Genomic DNA, 13,603 nt, shown 5'->3' on the forward strand with positions numbered 1-13,603 from the left:
GCCAGTCGTGGCCAATTCCCCTACCAAGAGCCTGTTCACCGCTGAGCTCGTGCTCCCGGCGATCAAGGCGTCGTTCGTCAAACTCAATCCGCGTGAACTGATCCGCAACCCGGTGATGTTCGTGACCGCGGTGGTCGCCGCGCTCCTGACCGTCCTGCTCGTCGTCGGGCATGACGGGCTGACCACCGGGTTCAAGCTGCAACTGGTCGTCTGGCTGTGGCTGACCGTGTTGTTCGGCACCTTTGCCGAAGCGCTGGCCGAAGGGCGCGGCAAGGCGCAGGCGGCGTCGCTTCGCGCCGCCAAGGCCGAACTGACCGCCAAGCGGCTGAGGGGCGCTGGCCATGAGTGGGAGAATGTCCCCGCCAGTGCGCTGAAGATCGGCGACGTGGTGCTGGTCGAGACCGGCGACCTGATCCCCTCGGATGGCGAGGTTGTCGCCGGTGTGGCTTCGGTCAACGAAGCCGCGATCACCGGCGAGAGCGCGCCCGTCATCCGTGAGGCGGGCGGCGACCGTTCGGCGGTGACGGCGGGCACCCGCGTCATCTCGGACGAGATCCGGGTGAAGGTGACGGTCAATCCCGGCCAAGGCTTCCTCGACCGCATGATCGCGCTGGTCGAGGGCGCCGAGCGGCAGAAGACGCCGAACGAAGTGGCGCTGACCATCCTGCTCGTCGGCCTGACCATCATCTTCCTGATCGCGGTCGGCACCATTCCGGGCTTTGCCTCCTATGCCGGTGGCAGCATCCCGGTGGCGATCCTGGCGGCGCTGTTGATCACGCTGATCCCGACGACCATCGCGGCGCTCCTGTCGGCGATCGGCATTGCGGGCATGGACCGTCTGGTCCGCTTCAACGTGCTCGCCAAGTCGGGCCGCGCGGTCGAGGCGGCGGGCGATGTCGACGTGCTGCTGCTCGACAAGACGGGCACCATCACCATCGGCGACCGTCAGGCGAGCGAATTCCGCGCCGTCGGCGGCGCGGATGTCGACGCGCTGGCCGAAGCTGCGCTGATGGCCAGCCTGGCCGACGAGACGCCCGAAGGCCGCTCGATCGTCGTCCTGGCGCGCGATCAGTTCAAGGTTTCGATCGCCAGCCTGCCTGCGGACGCGGAGATCATTCCCTTCACCGCCCAGACCCGTATCTCGGGCGTGAAGATCGGTGATCGGCTGATCCAGAAGGGCGCGGTCGACTCGATCCTGCGCGCCCATCCCGGTGTGGGCGAGACGGCGGCGGCGACGCAACTCCGTCGCATCACCGACGAGATCGCGCGCGCGGGCGGCACGCCGCTGGCGGTGGCAGAGAATGGCCGTCTGCTGGGTGCGATCTTCCTGAAGGACGTGGTCAAGGCGGGCATTCGCGAACGCTTCGGCGAGCTGCGCCGCATGGGCATCCGCACGGTGATGATCACCGGCGACAATCCCCTGACCGCTGCCGCGATCGCCGCCGAAGCGGGCGTCGACGACTTCCTCGCCCAGGCGACGCCGGAGGACAAGCTCGACCTGATCCGCAAGGAACAGCAGGGCGGCAAGCTGGTTGCGATGTGCGGCGACGGCACCAACGACGCGCCCGCGCTGGCCCAGGCCGATGTGGGCGTGGCGATGAACACCGGCACCCAGGCCGCGCGCGAAGCGGGCAACATGGTCGATCTGGACAGCGATCCGACCAAGCTGATCGAGGTCGTCGGCCTCGGCAAGCAGTTGCTGATGACGCGCGGGGCGCTGACGACCTTCTCGGTCGCCAATGACGTGGCGAAGTACTTCGCGATCATCCCGGCGATGTTCGTGGCGCTCTATCCGGGCCTCGGCGTGCTGAACGTCATGGGTCTGGCGACGCCGCAATCGGCGATCCTGTCGGCGATCATCTTCAACGCGCTGATCATTCCGCTCCTGGTGCCGCTGGCGCTGAAGGGCGTCACCTACAAGCCGATGGGGGCGGGCCCGCTGCTGGCGCGCAACCTGGCGATCTATGGCCTGGGCGGCCTGATCGCGCCGTTCGTCGGCATCAAGATCATCGACCTTGTGGTCGGTGGCCTCGGCCTCGCATAAGGAAGCATTGTCATGGGTAAGGATTTCACTTCCGCCTTGCGGCCCGCGATCGTGATGACGATCCTGTTCGCAGTCCTGCTCGGCATCGCCTATCCACTGGCGATGACCGGGATCGGCCAGGCGATCTTCCCGCATCAGGCCAATGGCAGCCTGGTTCAGGTCGGTGGCCGGGTGATCGGTTCGGAGGTCGTCGGACAGGCATTCGTCAGCGACCGCTATTTCCAGACGCGCCCTTCGGCAGCGGGCAAGGGCTATGACGGGCTGGCCTCGTCGGGCTCGAACCTCGGTCCGACGTCGCAGGCCCTGGCCGACCGGGTGAAGGCGGATGTCGCCAAGCGCCGCGCCGAGGGCGTGATGGGGCCGGTGCCCGCCGACCTGGTCACCACCAGTGGTTCGGGCCTCGACCCCGATCTGTCGCCCGAAGCGGCACAGGCGCAGGCGGCACGGGTCGCCCGCGTCCGCGGCCTGGGCGCGGAACAGGTCCGCGCACTGGTCGTCGCGCACACCGAGGACTCGGTGCTGGGCGACCCCCATGTCAACGTCCTCGCCCTCAACCGCGCGCTGGACGCGCTCGGTAAGCGATGACGGCAGGCGAGTCGCGTCCCGATCCGCAGGCCCTGCTTCGCGTCGCCGAACGCGAGGGGCGCGGCCGCCTGAAGATCTTCCTCGGGGCAGCACCGGGCGTCGGCAAGACGTTCGAGATGCTGTCCGAAGGGGCCGCACGACGGCGCGACGGTGTCGATGTCGTCGTCGCGGTCGTCGAAACGCACGGCCGGGTCGAGACCGAGGCCCTGGTCCGGGGGCAGGAGGTCATGCCCCGCCGCGCCGTTCCCTATGAGGGGCGGACGCTGCACGAAATGGATATCGACGCGGTCCTCGCCCGCGCGCCGCGCCTCGCGCTGGTCGACGAACTCGCCCACACCAACGCTCCGGGCAGCCGCCATCCCAAGCGGTATCAGGACGTGGAGGAACTGCTGGCGGCCGGGATCGACGTCTATTCGACGGTCAACATCCAGCACATCGAAAGCCTGAACGACGTCGTCGCCAGCTTCACCCGTGTCCGGGTGCGCGAGACGGTGCCCGACCGTATCCTGGAGGCCGCCGAGATCGAGGTGGTCGACATCCCCCCCGACGAACTGATCGAGCGGTTGAAGGCGGGCAAGGTCTACCTTCCCCAGGAAGCCACGCGCGCATTGTCGCACTTCTTCTCCAAGTCCAACCTGTCGGCCTTGCGCGAACTGGCGCTGCGGCGCGCGGCGCAGGCGGTCGATGCGCAGATGCTGGACCATGTCCGGTCGCTCGGCGTCGGCGGGCAATGGGCGGCGGGCGAGCGGCTGGTCGTCGCGGTCAGCGAATTGCCCGGTGCCGACGAACTGGTCCGCGCCGCCAAGCGTACCGCCGATGCCCTGCGCGCGCCCTGGACCGCGCTGTTCATCGACACGCCGCGCACCGCGACGCTGGGCGAGGCGCAGCATCGGCGGCTGGCGGCGTCGATGACGCTGGCGACGCAACTGGGCGCGGCGGTGGCGACGGTGCCCGCGCCGAGTGTGGTCGAGGGTATCCGCGCCTTCCTGACCGATGCACGCGCCACGCAGCTGGTCGTGGGCAAGGCCAAGCGCTCGCGCTGGTTCGAGCTGCGTCACGGATCGGTCGTCGACCGGCTGGTGCGCGAGACGCCGGGTGTCACCGTGCATGTCCTGCCCGTCGGCGAGGTCACCGCCGATCCGCGCGATCGGGTTCGGCCGCGCGGGCAATGGGGATCGCCGGCTGGCTATGCGCTGACGCTGGCAGGGGTCACGGCGGTGACCGCCTTGGCCAGCGCGCTGTTCCATATCCTGAACCTGGGCAATGTCGCGCTGCTTTACCTGTTGCCGGTCATGGCGGCGGCGAGCCTCTATGGCCTGCGCACCGGCCTGTTCGCGGGGATCGTGTCGAGCCTTGCCTACAACTTCTTCTTCCTGCCCCCGGTGGGCACGCTGAGCGTCAGCAATCCCGAGAATATCATATCGATCTTCGTCCTGCTGGGCGTCGCGGTCGCGACCAGCCAGCTGACCTCGCGGGTGCGGGCGCAGGCCGATCTGGCGGCGGCGAGCGCGCGGGACAATGCCACGCTGGCGGGGTTTCTCCACCGGTTGAGCGGTCTGGCCGACCCGGCCGAGGCGGCGCGGGTGATCTGCGATGATATCGCGCTGCTGTTCGAGGTGCAGGCCGTGCTGCTTACCCCGTCGCCCGCCGGGCTGGCGGTGCAGGCGGCGACCAAGCCCGATTACCGGCTGGAAACCATGGAGATGGCGGCCGCCCACTGGGCCTTCGACACCGGCACGCCCGCGGGTAAGGGATCGGCGACGCTGGCCGCGTCGGAATGGCTGTTCCAGCCGCTCAAGGCGGGCAACCGGACGCTCGCCGTGCTGGGACTGGCGCGCGATGCGGGGGGCGAGCCGGTGCGCGCCGACCGCCTGCCGCTGCTGACCGGGCTGATCGACCAGGCCGCGCTGATCCTCGAACGGCTGCGGCTGGAGGCCGAGGTGCGTGATGTCGATGCGGTGCGCACCCGCGATCGCCTGCGCGCCGCGCTGTTGTCGTCGGTCAGCCACGACTTGCGCACGCCATTGACCGCCGTGATGGCCGCCGCCGCGCAACTGCGGCAGGGGGCGACGCCCGACCTGATCGCCACCATCGAGGGGGAGGCGGCGCGGCTGAACCGCTTCGTCGCCAATCTGCTCGACATGGCACGGGTCGAGGCGGGGGCGCTGAAGCTGAAGATCGAGGCGATCGACCTGAGCGATGCCGTCACCGGCGCGGCGCATGACGCCCGCCGTGCGCTGGAGGGGCATTCGGTGCGCCTCGACGTGCCGCCCGACCTGCCGTTGGTCCGCGCCGATCCGCAGTTGCTGCACCATTGCCTCCTCAACCTGCTCGACAATGCCGGGCGCTATGGCGATCCGGGAACCGAGATCGTGATCGAAGGGCGGCATCGCCACGGCACGCTGCGCCTGTCGGTGCTCGACCACGGCCCCGGCCTGCCACCGGGTCGCGAGAACGAGGTGTTCGAGACGTTCCGCCGGCTGGAGGGTTCGGACCGGGTGGCGGGCGGCACCGGACTGGGCCTCGCCATCGTCAAGGCCTTTGCCGAGGCCATGGGTCTGGGCGTAGAGGCGGGCAATCGCGACGATGGCGAAGGGGCGATGTTCACCCTGTGCTTCCCGCGCGACCATATCATGCGCGATGGTGCGCCGGAGGGAATGGCCTGATGCCCGCGACGATCCTGGTGGTGGATGACGAAATCGCGATCCGCCGCCTGTTGCGCAACACGCTGGAACAGGCGGGGCATCTGGTGGTCGAGGCGCGTGACGGGCGCGAGGCGCTGGCGCGGGCGGCGGCGGATCATCCCGATGCCGTGCTGCTCGACCTGGGCCTGCCCGACCGCGACGGATTGAGCCTGATCCCGCTGCTGCGTGCGGGAGAGCGGGTGATCCTGGTCGTGTCGGCGCGCGAGGCGACCGAGGAGAAGGTCGCGGCGCTCGACCTGGGCGCGGACGATTATGTCACCAAACCGTTCGACACCGACGAGCTGCTCGCGCGGCTGCGTGTGGCGCTACGCCATCGGCGCGCGGCGGAGGCAGCGCCCAGCGTAGTGCGGACCGGCGATCTGGCGATCGACCTCGACCGGCGGGTGGTGACGCGCGGGGGCGAGGAACAGCATCTGACCCGCAAGGAATATGATGTGCTGGCCGTTCTGGCGCGTCATCCCGGCCGGGTGGTGACGCATGACAAGATCATCGACGCCGCCTGGGGCGGGGACGAGGACCCGCGTATCGATTACCTGCGCATCGTCGTGCGCAACCTGCGCCAGAAACTCGAAGCGCCGCAGCCGGTGGGGAGCGTCATCGCGAACGAACTGGGGGTGGGATACAGGTTGCGGGTGGAGGGGTAGAAATTCCTCCCCGGTACGGGGAGGAATTGGATCACCCCATCGTCTCGCCCGTCCGCAGGGTCAGCACCTCGACCCCGGTCTTCGTCACCGCGACCGTATGCTCGAACTGCGCCGAGAGCTTTCCGTCGTCGGTAACGACCGTCCAGCCGTCATCCCCGGTCGACACCTTGCGCGTGCCCTGGTTGATCATCGGCTCGATGGTGAAGGTCATGCCCTCACGCAGCGGCACACCCGTGCCGGGCCGTCCGAAGTGCATGACGTCGGGCGCTTCGTGCATCTCCCGCCCGATGCCGTGGCCGCAATAGTCGCGGACCACCGAATAGCCGTTGGCCTTGGCATGTTTCTCGATCGCCGTGCCGACATCGCCCAGCCGTGCGCCGGGGCGGACTTGGGCAATGCCCTTCCACATCGCCTCCTGCGTCACGCGGACCAGCCGCTTCGCGACCGGCGAGACCTCGCCGACCATATAGGTCTTGCTGGAATCGGCGATGAACCCGTTCTTCTCCAGCGTGATGTCGAGATTGACGATATCACCGTCCCGAACCACGTCGTCGGCGCTGGGCACGCCGTGGCACACGACCTGGTTGATCGAGCTGTTGAGCACATAGGCAAAGCCATATTGGCCCTTGCTCGCCGGGCGCGCCGACAGGTCGTGGGTGATGTACCGCTCGACCAGATCGTTGATCGCCAGCGTCGACATACCCGCCAGGCTCACGCCGTCGAGCATCTCGAACACCTGCGCCAGCAATCGCCCGGACACGCGCATCAGCGCCAGCTCCTCGGCCGTCTTCACCATGTCAGGCGACCAGCGGCTGGGGCAGGGGAACGTCGGCGGCGGCCATTTGCGCCTTGACGATCTCGTGGAAGCTCAGCGTCGGATTGGCCTCGGCCAGCATGCCCATCTTCATCCAGAACTCGGCCTGCGCATTGATCGAGCGGCACATGACGGTGCTGGCGCGGCGGACCTCTTCGTGAAGCTGGTCGTCGATTTTTACGATACCCATATATGAAACGTATATGCTTCATATGGTATCGGCGCAAGCCGGGTCAGACGGTCGGTCGGGTCAAGACGAAGGTCGCGCAAGCCAGCATGACGACCGCGACCAGCAGCGCCAGCGGCCAATGCGGCCGCGCGCCCAGCCAGAACAGGCCATAGCCCAGCGTCATTCCACCGCACGCCATCACCTTGCCCCGCCGCCCGATCGCGCCCCGCTCCCGCCAGGCACGCAAGGTCGGGCCGAAGCGCGGATGGTCGAGCAGCCACGCCTCCAGCCGGGGGGACGACCGCGCGAAACACCCCGCCGCCAGGATCAGGAAGATCGTCGTCGGCATCAGCGGCAGGATCGCCCCGATCACGCCAAGCGCGACGAACAGGCACCCCAATACAAGCCAGCCGAGCCGTATCATTCGCCAGGGGTAGCGGGACATGAGGACGGGAGGAAGGGGGAGGTGCTTGAGGCTTTCCCTCCCCCAATCCCTCCCGCCTGCGGGAGGGGAGTAAGAAAGGGCGGCGGCCCCGCTCACGGGGGGCGAGTAAGGGGTCGCTACCCCTGCAAAAGAAAGTGAACGTACGCCCCTATCGCCCGGCGCGGCGCAAAACCGCATATCCCAACAACCCCGACACCAGCGACCCCGCCAGCACCCCCAGCTTCGCTTCCCTCTGAAGCAGCGGATCGCCGGGAAAGGCGAGCAGGGAGATGAAGATGCTCATGGTAAAGCCGATGCCGCAGAGCAGCGCGGTGCCCAGCATCTGGACCGGGCCGGCATGGGCGGGCGCATCGGCAAGGCCGGTGCGGACCGCCAGCATCGTCATGCCGAAGACGCCGACCACCTTGCCGAGCAACAGTCCCAGGCCGACGCCTAGCGTGACCGGCGCGGCGAAGGCTTCCACCGGCAGCCCCAGCACCGACACCCCGGCATTGGCCAGCCCGAAGATCGGGACGATCAGGAACCCGACCGGCTTGTGCAGCGCGTGTTCCAGCCGGTGGAGCGGGCTGTCGCGCGTATCGTCCTCGCAATCGGGGCGGGCCGGGGTGCGCGTCATCGGGATGGTGAAGGCCAGCAGCACACCCGCGATGGTGGCGTGGATGCCCGACCGGATCATGAAGACCCACAGGATCAGCCCGACCAGCAGATAGGGCGACAGTCGCTTCACCCCCAAGCGGTTGAAGGCCACCAGCAGCGCCAGCATCGCCGCCGCGCCGCCCAGATCGATCCAGGATAGCGAGGACGAATAAAAGGCCGCGATCACCACCACCGCGCCCAGATCGTCGATGATCGCCAATGCCGCCAGGAACACGCGCAACGACGCAGGGACCCGGTCGCCGACCAGGCGGATCACCGCCAGCGCAAAGGCGATGTCGGTCGCCGCCGGGATCGCCCAGCCCGATGCGGTGCCGCCGCGATTGAAGGCGAGATAGACGAGAGCGGGCACCACCATGCCGCCAAGCGCCGCCAGCCCCGGCAGGATACGGCGCGGCCAGGTGGATAGCTGTCCGTCCAGAACCTCGCGCTTGATTTCCAGCCCGACGAGCAGGAAGAACACCGCCATCAGCCCGTCATTGATCCAATGCTCGACCGATAGTGGTCCCAGATGCCGGTGGAGAAGCGCGGTATAACCAGCCGCGAACGGCGAATTGGCGAGGACCAGCGCGATGGCGGCAGAGGCCATCAGCACTAGTCCGGCCGCGGTCTGGGATTCGAGAAAACGGCGGATCGCGCTGACGCGCACGGGGCGAATCGCGCTGACGCGCAGGGGATGGTGACGGGTCATCGGCCTATGGCTCCGGCAGGACTGGTCCTCGCTGGCGGCCCGACCAGCGATCATCCTGCCCGTGGCTCATCCACGAACACCCTGGGGTTCGTGTCGCATGACGTGACACATTCGGCAAATCCGTCCCTCCCCTGTCAGGGGAAGGGGACCGTGCGGAACATGGTGGAGGGGTGTCATCGGGTGTGATGAGGGGGCAAGGCCACCAACCGCGCCACCCCCGTCAGGCCTCCGGCTTGCCACCTCCGCTCGCGGGGGAGGAAGGATCGGACCCCGAATCATCCTCCGTCCGGCGGGTGCAGGCAAGGCCGATGGCGGCGGCCAACAGCCCCGCCGCCGCGACCCCGGCGGCGATCTTCCAACGGCCGTGGTCCTGTTCCGCGTCGACGAACAGGTCCAGCAGATGCCGCGTCACGGCCTCCGGATTCTCCCGCTGCGGGAAATGGCCGACGCCGGGCAGCTCGACCATCTTGAACGGCCCGGTGAACTTGCCCGCTACGTCCCGCGCGGTCGCGGGCGGGTTCACGCCGTCCACGGCTCCGTGGATATAGAGCGTGGGCAGAGACAGCGTCTTGGTCGCCTTTACCCGGTCGGCCAGCCAAGTCCCGCGCGGATCGGGCTGCGCCTCGTCCCAGCGCGCGCGGTAGCTGTGGATCGTCACCGCAGGCCAGTCGGGATTGTCGAAGGAACGGGCCACCCGGTCGAACGTCGCCTCGTCGAACCAGCCGGGGGGCGACCAGTTGACCCAGTGGACATGGGCAAAGCCGCGCCGGTCGTCGCGCACCGCCTGCGCACCGCGCCGGGTGGCCATGAACCAGTGATACCATTGCCGCTGCGCCTGATCGAAGGACGGGGTCGGCATCCCCCCCAGTCGCGGCGGCGTGCCGAGCATCGCCAGCCGCCGGACCCGATCGGGCCAGCCGACCGCCAGCGCCTCGGCGATGTTGCTGCCCCAGTCATGCCCCGCCACCATGAAGCGATTAACGCCCAGCGCGTCCATCAGCGCGATCGCATCCAGTGCCAGGATCGCGCTGTCGCCGGTGCGCGGCGTATGGTCGTAGCGGAAGCGGGTGGCGCCAAAGCCGCGCAGGGTCGGCACCACCACGCGAAGGCCCGCCTGTGCCAGGCGCGGCGCGACCCGGTCCCAGGTGGTCGCATCGTCGGGCCAGCCGTGCAGCAGCAGGACGACGGGATCGCCCTCGGCCCCGTACAGGTCATAGGCGATGGAAAGATGGTCGGTGGTGATCGTCGGCATCGGTGGAAAAGACCCTTTGCATGGACCGTTTCCAAACCCCGTCGGCCTGACGCCGTTCCATTCGTCTTGCGGCGGCCGGGGCGATCCGGGCGGTTCACGGGGTCGGAGGTGCCATCTCTCTTCGGCAAGGGGAGGAACGAGGAATTTTGGTCGATGACAGCAAAACTTCGTCACGGGTCTTGATCACGGGGCCCGCTATCGCGTTTGAGGAACCTCGGGGGTCACGCGATTGACAAATGGAACGACATGCGGTGGCGACGACGTAACCTGGCCTCGATGAGTGCGGATGTGAATGACGGTCTGGCCCCCGGCGTCGAAGCGGTGACCAGTGGCGCGCCGCGTTCGGAAGAACCGGTTCAGACGCGCGGCTATCGCGTCATCGCGCTGGTCGTCGCCTCGGCCCTGTTCATGCAGCAGCTGGACGGCACCGTGCTGACCGTCGCGCTGCCCACCATGGCACGCGATCTCGCGACGCCCGCCACCAGCCTCAGCCTGGCACTGACCAGCTATCTACTGGCGCTGGCGCTGTTCATTCCCGCCAGCGGGACGCTGGCCGACAAGTTCGGGTCGCGCACCATCTTCTGCTCGGCGATCGGGGTGTTCCTGATCGGCTCGGTCCTGTGCGCGCAGTCGGGATCGCTGCCGACCCTGGTCGCCGCGCGCTTCCTGCAAGGCATTGGCGGCGCGATGATGGTGCCGGTCGGGCGGCTGGTCCTGCTGCGCAGCGTCGCCAAGGCGGACATGGTGCAGGCGCTGTCCTGGCTGGTGATGCCCGCGCTGATCGGGCCGATCCTGGGACCGCCGCTGGGCGGGTTCATCGTCACCTGGCTCGACTGGCGCTGGATCTTCTATCTCAACATTCCGATCGGGGTCATCGGCATGATCGGCGCATGGATGCTGGTGCCCGAGGTGCGCGGCGATGCGCGGTTGCGGTTCGACGTGTCGGGCTTCCTGTTCTCGGGCATCGCGCTCGGTTGTCTGTTGTTCGGGTTCGAGCTGGCGAGCCGACCCGGCACCGGTATGCTGGCGATCGGGCTGCTGGTCGTCGGTGCGGTTTTTGGCTGGCTCTATATCCGCCATGCGCGCCATACCGCCGATCCGATCCTCGACCCCAGGCTGATGCGGGTGCCGACCTTTCGCCTGTCGGTGATCGGCGGCTCGCTGACCCGGATCACGCAGGGCGCGCAGCCCTTCCTGCTGCCGCTGATGTTCCAGCTCGGCTTCGGATTGAGCGCGGCGAAGACCGGCACGATCACCATGGCGGGCGCGGTCGGCGCGCTGGCGATGAAGGCGCTCGCCCCGCGCGTCCTGCGCCGCTGGGGTTTTCGCCGCAGCCTGATCGTGTCGGGACTGGCGAGCAGCGCGGGCTATGCGACCTGTGCGCTGTTCCGCCCCGACTGGTCGATCCCGCTGATCACGTTCATCCTGGCGCTGTCGGGCTTCTTCACCTCGTTCCAGTTCACCGGCTTCAACGCGATCGCCTATGCCGATGTCGACAAGAACCGGATGAGCGCGGCGACCAGCTTCTACGCGACCTTCCAGCAACTGACCCTGTCGCTGGGCATCTGCACCGCCGCGACCGTGCTGGAACTGGGCACGGTGATCGAGGGCAAGGGCGGGCCGACGCTCAGCAGTTTCTCGGCGGCGTTCGTCGTGGTGGCGATCATCTCGGCCTCGGCGGTCATCTGGAACCGGCGTTTCACCCCGGATGCGGGTGCGGCGATGAGCGGGCATCATGAACGCAGCGGTGGCGACGAATGACGGATCGTTAATGTCGTTCTTCTCCAGCAACAATCCCGGATAAGGATCGTTGGCGGCGTTCATCCATGATGGGAGGAAGCCGGTGGCAGCGCAGACGGTGATCGTGACGGGAGCCGAGTCAGGGATCGGCGCGGCCTGTGCCCAGGCGTTCGGCGCGACCGGGGGCAGGGTCGCGGTCCTCTACCACAGCGATCAGGCCGCCGCCGACGTCACGGCCGAGGCGGTGCGCAAGGCGGGCGGCGAGGCGATCACGGTTCAGGTGGGGGTCGACGACGAAGCCTCGGTCGATCGGGCATTCGCCACCGTCGAGAAGCAATGGGGCGCGGCCGACGTGCTGGTCAATTCCGCGGGCGTCAACATGGCAGGCGTGGCGGTGCGCGACATGACGCTGGACCATTGGCGCCGCATGATCGACACCGACCTGACCGGCGCCTTCCTGACCTCGCGCCGCTTCCTGACCGGGCGGGGCGAGGCGAAGGGCGACGCGACGATCCTGCAGATCTCGTCGATCCACGCCTATGCCGTGCGCGCGGGCGGCGCGGATTATTGCGCGGCCAAGGGCGGGCTGACCAACCTGGTCGAGACGCTGGCGATCGAGGAAGCGCCGCGCGGCATCCGGGTGAACGCGATCGAACCGGGCATGATCCTGACCCCGATGAACGCGAAGGCCCAGGCGGATCCCGCGTATCGCGCCAGCCTGGAGAAGAATATCCCGATGGGCCGGGCAGGCAACGCTTCGGAGGTCGCCGACCTTGCCGTCTTCCTGGCCTCCGACAGGGCGAAGTACATCACCGGCGCGCGCATTGTGATCGATGGCGGCCTGTCGCTGATGCAGGCGCTCGGCGCATGATGGCCCCGGACGCGAACGGCCCGGTCGCCGATCCGCACGTCAAGGACCAAGTGGCCGATGCACCCTTCGACCTGGACTTCAACGTCAAGCGGATCGAGGCGGTGACGCTCGACGGGCCACCCGAACTCATGGCCCGCGACCTGATGAGCCCCTATGTCTGGCGCGAGGCGGATGGCCGCTGGGGCATGATGGTCCGCGCCGTGGTTCGCCCCGGCGAGACCTTGACCGATACCGGCGTGATCTGGGCCGGGTGGAGCGAGGACGGGCGGCATTTCACCATGCTGGACGCGCCCTCCATCGCGCCGGGGCCGGGCGAACATGACGCGGGCGGGGTCGAGGACCCGACCGTCGTGCGCCGCGACGACGGCTATCTCGTCTATTATTCGGGCGTGCTGGCCGATCACGCGCATGGCGAGCTGTCGTATGCCACCGGGCCGTCGATCGACCGGCTGGTCAAGAGCGGCGTCGCGCTCGCCTCGTCCAAGTCGGAGGGCAATACCAAGGAGGCGACCGTCGACCGCACGGCGGACGGCCGCTGGCGGCTGTTCTACGAATATGCCGCCGACGAGGCGTCGCGTATCGGCTTGGCGATCGGCGAGGACGGGGCGGGCCCCTGGACCGAGCAGCCGACCCCCTTCATGCCGCGTGAGGATAGCTGGGACGACTGGCATCTGTCGACCGGGCCGCTGCTGACCGACGACAGGGATTGTCCGGTCATGTTCTACAACGGCGCGACGCGGGACGCGCGCTGGCGGATCGGCTGGGTCGCGTTCGATGCGGACTATAGCCGCGTCGTCGCGCGCGGGATCGAGCCGTTGATCCTGCCGCCGCCCGCCGACGATCGCGGCGCGACCGATATCGCCTTCGCCGCCTCGGTCGTCGTCGGGGAGGACGGTATCTGGCTTTACTATTCGCTCGAAGATCGGCGATTGTCACGGGCACTGATCCGGCGCAGTTGAGCCGGCCGTCCTTGCCCATGAAAGCGTGTT

At 68.3% G+C, this 13,603-nt stretch carries 12 protein-coding genes; 7 read left to right on the forward strand and 5 right to left on the reverse strand.

Annotated features, from left to right (window positions below):
• Window positions 1-7: 7 nt before the first annotated feature.
• The 4 genes from kdpB to U1703_RS11480 are packed head-to-tail and all read left to right on the forward strand — an operon-like array spanning window position 8 to window position 5,978.
• Window positions 8-2,044, forward strand: a complete 2,037-nt coding sequence (gene kdpB / locus U1703_RS11465; RefSeq protein WP_320452479.1) for a potassium-transporting ATPase subunit KdpB — start codon at window positions 8-10, stop codon at window positions 2,042-2,044.
• Between the two features lie 12 nt (window positions 2,045-2,056).
• Complete coding sequence (gene kdpC, locus U1703_RS11470; RefSeq protein ID WP_332785787.1) at window positions 2,057-2,629, forward strand: potassium-transporting ATPase subunit KdpC; 573 nt, start codon at window positions 2,057-2,059, stop codon at window positions 2,627-2,629.
• Complete coding sequence (locus U1703_RS11475; protein WP_332785788.1) at window positions 2,626-5,295, forward strand: DUF4118 domain-containing protein; 2,670 nt, start codon at window positions 2,626-2,628, stop codon at window positions 5,293-5,295. Before kdpC ends, U1703_RS11475 begins: the two co-directional genes overlap by 4 nt.
• Entirely contained in the window at window positions 5,295-5,978 is a 684-nt protein-coding gene (locus U1703_RS11480; RefSeq protein WP_332785789.1) for a response regulator transcription factor, read from the forward strand. The genes U1703_RS11475 and U1703_RS11480 overlap by 1 nt, the downstream gene beginning before the upstream one ends.
• A 31-nt stretch (window positions 5,979-6,009) precedes the next feature.
• On the opposite strand, the gene map is transcribed toward U1703_RS11480, so the two are convergent.
• From map to U1703_RS11505, 5 genes are all read right to left on the reverse strand, one after another.
• Window positions 6,010-6,774, reverse strand: coding sequence for a type I methionyl aminopeptidase (gene map, locus U1703_RS11485; protein WP_332785790.1), 765 nt, complete (start codon window positions 6,772-6,774; stop codon window positions 6,010-6,012).
• 1 nt (window position 6,775) lies between these two features.
• Complete coding sequence (locus U1703_RS11490) at window positions 6,776-6,982, reverse strand: ParD-like family protein (protein WP_332785791.1); 207 nt, start codon at window positions 6,980-6,982, stop codon at window positions 6,776-6,778.
• A 43-nt stretch (window positions 6,983-7,025) separates the two neighbouring features.
• Window positions 7,026-7,385, reverse strand: coding sequence for a YbaN family protein (locus U1703_RS11495; RefSeq protein ID WP_332785792.1), 360 nt, complete (start codon window positions 7,383-7,385; stop codon window positions 7,026-7,028).
• A 169-nt stretch (window positions 7,386-7,554) separates the two neighbouring features.
• Window positions 7,555-8,751: a Na+/H+ antiporter NhaA gene (gene nhaA, locus U1703_RS11500; RefSeq protein ID WP_332785793.1), complete on the reverse strand. Its 1,197-nt coding sequence runs from the start codon at window positions 8,749-8,751 to the stop codon at window positions 7,555-7,557.
• Window positions 8,752-8,971: 220 nt separating this feature from the next.
• Window positions 8,972-10,003 (reverse strand): alpha/beta fold hydrolase, encoded by a 1,032-nt coding sequence (locus tag U1703_RS11505; protein ID WP_332785794.1) that lies wholly within the window; start codon window positions 10,001-10,003, stop codon window positions 8,972-8,974.
• 276 nt (window positions 10,004-10,279) lie between these two features.
• Here U1703_RS11505 and U1703_RS11510 point away from each other — a divergent pair, with 276 nt between their 5' ends.
• The 3 genes from U1703_RS11510 to U1703_RS11520 all read left to right on the forward strand — a co-directional run bounded on the left by U1703_RS11510 (window position 10,280) and on the right by U1703_RS11520 (window position 13,573).
• On the forward strand, window positions 10,280-11,764 hold the full coding sequence (locus U1703_RS11510; RefSeq protein ID WP_332785795.1) for an MFS transporter: 1,485 nt from the start codon (window positions 10,280-10,282) through the stop codon (window positions 11,762-11,764).
• A gap of 82 nt (window positions 11,765-11,846) precedes the next feature.
• Window positions 11,847-12,614, forward strand: a complete 768-nt coding sequence (locus U1703_RS11515; protein ID WP_332785796.1) for an SDR family oxidoreductase — start codon at window positions 11,847-11,849, stop codon at window positions 12,612-12,614.
• 128 nt (window positions 12,615-12,742) lie between these two features.
• The gene (locus tag U1703_RS11520; RefSeq protein WP_443025804.1) at window positions 12,743-13,573 is read left to right on the forward strand and encodes a glycoside hydrolase family 130 protein; all 831 of its coding nucleotides are present in this window, start codon (window positions 12,743-12,745) and stop codon (window positions 13,571-13,573) included.
• The last annotated feature ends 30 nt before the right edge of the window (window positions 13,574-13,603 follow it).

This window comes from Sphingomonas flavida (assembly GCF_036663655.1).
In the GTDB taxonomy this organism is placed as follows: Bacteria; Pseudomonadota; Alphaproteobacteria; order Sphingomonadales; family Sphingomonadaceae; genus Sphingomonas.